Below are 2,895 nucleotides of genomic sequence, written 5' to 3' on the forward strand. Positions count from 1 at the left end.
ATAGGTTGCAGAATGCAGGCGGAACTCGAAGCTCGCACGAACGAAATTGAGGAGATCGCCTAGGTCAGTGTTTCCGAAGCTCTGATCACATCGACGCTTACGACGCTGCGCTCCCTCTCCCGCTCTTCGCGGGGGAGGGTTGGGGAGGGGGTAGCTCCGGGCGAAAATCCATCGATCGGGTATCGCGGCCACACACGTAACTGACACCGCCGATGCCGCGGCCCCCACCCCCACCCTCCCCCGCGAAGAGCGGGAGAGGGAGCGAGAGGCCAATGCCTCTAGCCCTCCCGCAGCCGACTGTCTATGATGTGCCTATGTCGCGCCTTTTATGTCTATCCATTGCTGTCGTCCTGTCGCTGCTGTCGGTGGTCGCGACGGCTGCGCCCATTCATAAGCGGCCTGCGCCGCGCTGGCATGGCTACGGCTTCCTGCCGGGCTACCATCAGCCGCTGAACAACAGCCTGCCGCTTTATGCCCAGAAAGATGCGATGCGGCGTTTGGCGAGCCGCGAACGGCGCCCCTGGTATATTGACCCGGTTCCCAGCTATTACGGCTATGATGGCGACCGGTACTATTTCGGCCGGCCCGGCTTTTACGGCGGGCGCTACAATGGCGGCGGCTTCGGACCGTGCTGGACGCGGACACCGATCGGGCCGATCTGGAATTGCGGCTGATCCGCATGTCGCTCAAGGACCACGCGTTTGCGCTGGCCCGGAGCTTTGGAATGCCCACGACATTGCTCGGCCTTCTGCTGTTGGCCGCTGCACCGGCATGCGCCTGGGAACATTGGGGCGGTGATCGCGGCGGACAGCGATTCTCGCCGCTTGCGCAGATCACGCCGGCCAATGTCGGCAATCTTGTGCGCGCCTTTGAATTCCACACCGGCGATCTCGAAACTCGCACCCCGGCGCTGATGGCGCGCACGAAGTTCGAAGCAACCCCGCTGTTGGTCGAGGACAGCCTGATCTTCTGTACGCCCTTCAACGAAGTGATCGCGCTGGATCCCGCCACCGGCGCCCAGAAGTGGCGCTACGATCCCAAGGTCTCGCCGGGCCAGCGGCCGGGCAACCGCTACGCCTGCCGGGGCGTCACCTATTGGGTCGACGAACAGGCGGCCGAAGGCGCGGCCTGCCGCTCGCGGATTTTCATGGGTACCAACGACACCCGCCTGATCGCGCTCGACGCCAGGACCGGTACTCCCTGCGCCGATTTTGGTGCCAATGGCGAGGTGAAAATCGAGATCGGCAAGCCGTTGCTGTGGCCAGGCGAATTCCAGATCACTTCCCCGCCGGTAGTAAGCCATGGCGTGGTCGTGGTCGGCTCTTCGATATCGGACAATATGCGCGTCGATGCGCCGCTTGGCATCGTGCGCGCCTTCGACGCGCGAACCGGCACCGCGCGCTGGAGCTTCGACCCCCTGGTTCACGATGGCATCAGCGCTGGCCACGCCAATGTCTGGGCGCCAATGTCCTCGGATGAATCGCGCGGGCTGGTATTCCTGCCGACGACGTCGCCGAGTCCTGACTTCTGGGGCGGCAAGCGCCCCGGCAATGACGAACATGCCAATTCGGTGGTCGCGCTGAGAGGCGAGACCGGCGAACTCGTGTGGTCGTTCCAGACCGTGCATCACGACGTCTGGGATTATGACCTGCCGGCGCAGCCGACGCTGGCGCGCATCGATACCGGCGAGGCTCTGCGCGACGTCGTGATCCAGCCGACCAAGCAGGGCTTTGTGTTCGTGCTCGACCGCGACACCGGCAAGCCGGTTTGGCCGGTCGAGGAGCGCGCCGTGCCGCAGGGTGGTGTGGAGGGCGAGATGCTCTCGCCGACCCAGCCGTTCCCGACCCATGTGCCCGACCTGATGCCGCAACGTTTCGCGGCCGAGGACGAATTCAAGTTCCTGCCGATCATCGGCAGCCCGTCTTGCGACGCGCAGCTTTCGGGCTTGCGCAATGACGGGCTCTACACGCCGCCCTCGACGCAAGGCACGGTCATCTTCCCGATGACCGGCGGCGGCGTGAACTGGGGCGGCGCGGCGTTCGATCCGGTGAACCAGATCCTTTACGCCAACACCAGCTACGTCGTGCATCTCGTCAAGCTGATCCCGCGCGCCGAAGCGGAAGCTCTCAAGCCTCCCCCGGGCGTCGATTTCGGACTGCAAACCGGCGCGCCCTTTGCGATGACGCGCAAGCTGGCGATGTCGAAGCTTGGGCTGCTCTGCAACAAGCCGCCGTGGGGCGCCTTGGTTGCCCTCGACCTCAAGGCCGGAAAAATCCTGTGGCGTTCGACCGTCGGCACCACGGAAGACCGCGCGCCGCTCGGACTAGCCTTCGCGTGGGGTACGCCACTCGTCAACGGCGTCGCGGTCACCGCCGGGGGCCTGGTGTTCACCGGCGCGATGGACGCGTATCTGCGTGCCTTCGACGCCAAATCGGGCGAGGAGTTGTGGCAGGGCAGGCTACCGGTGCCCGGCGTCGCCAATCCCATGACTTATCTCTGGAAGGGCGAGCAATATGTCGCGATCGCCGCCGGCGGCCATTCCGAATCCGGCACCACGATCGGCGACAGCGTGGTGGCGTTCCGCCTGGCGCGGACAGGAGAGGCGCCCTCGCTGTGGTCGCGCACCATCGACCGTCCCGGTGGACGTTTCCGGAGCAAGGCGATCGTGTCTGTCCTTGCGCTTGCGTTGATCGCGGCCGCGGCATGGCGCTGGCGGCGGCGCGCCACACCGCGCAGGACCGCCGGCTAGTAGCATCTAGTAGATCGATTCCAAGAAACCTGTCATTTCAGGCCGCGGGCATTGGCCTCTCACTCCCTCTCCCGCTCTTCGCGGGGGAGGGTGGGGTGGGGGCGCGGCATCGGCGGTGTTGGTTACGTGTGTGGCCGCGATATCAG

The 2,895-nt window shown here is 65.4% G+C and carries 2 protein-coding genes; both read left to right on the forward strand.

The annotated features are described in order from the left end of the window. The first annotated feature begins 314 nt into the window (after positions 1 to 314). Entirely contained in the window at positions 315 to 674 is a 360-nt protein-coding gene (locus tag ABSG20_RS33825) for a hypothetical protein (protein WP_423868784.1), read from the forward strand. Positions 675 to 724: 50 nt separating this feature from the next. After that, complete coding sequence (locus ABSG20_RS33830; RefSeq protein WP_423868785.1) at positions 725 to 2,749, forward strand: pyrroloquinoline quinone-dependent dehydrogenase; 2,025 nt, start codon at positions 725 to 727, stop codon at positions 2,747 to 2,749. Positions 2,750 to 2,895 lie beyond the last annotated feature (146 nt).

The organism is Bradyrhizobium sp. (genome assembly GCF_049512235.1).
In the GTDB taxonomy this organism is placed as follows: domain Bacteria; phylum Pseudomonadota; class Alphaproteobacteria; order Rhizobiales; family Xanthobacteraceae; genus Bradyrhizobium.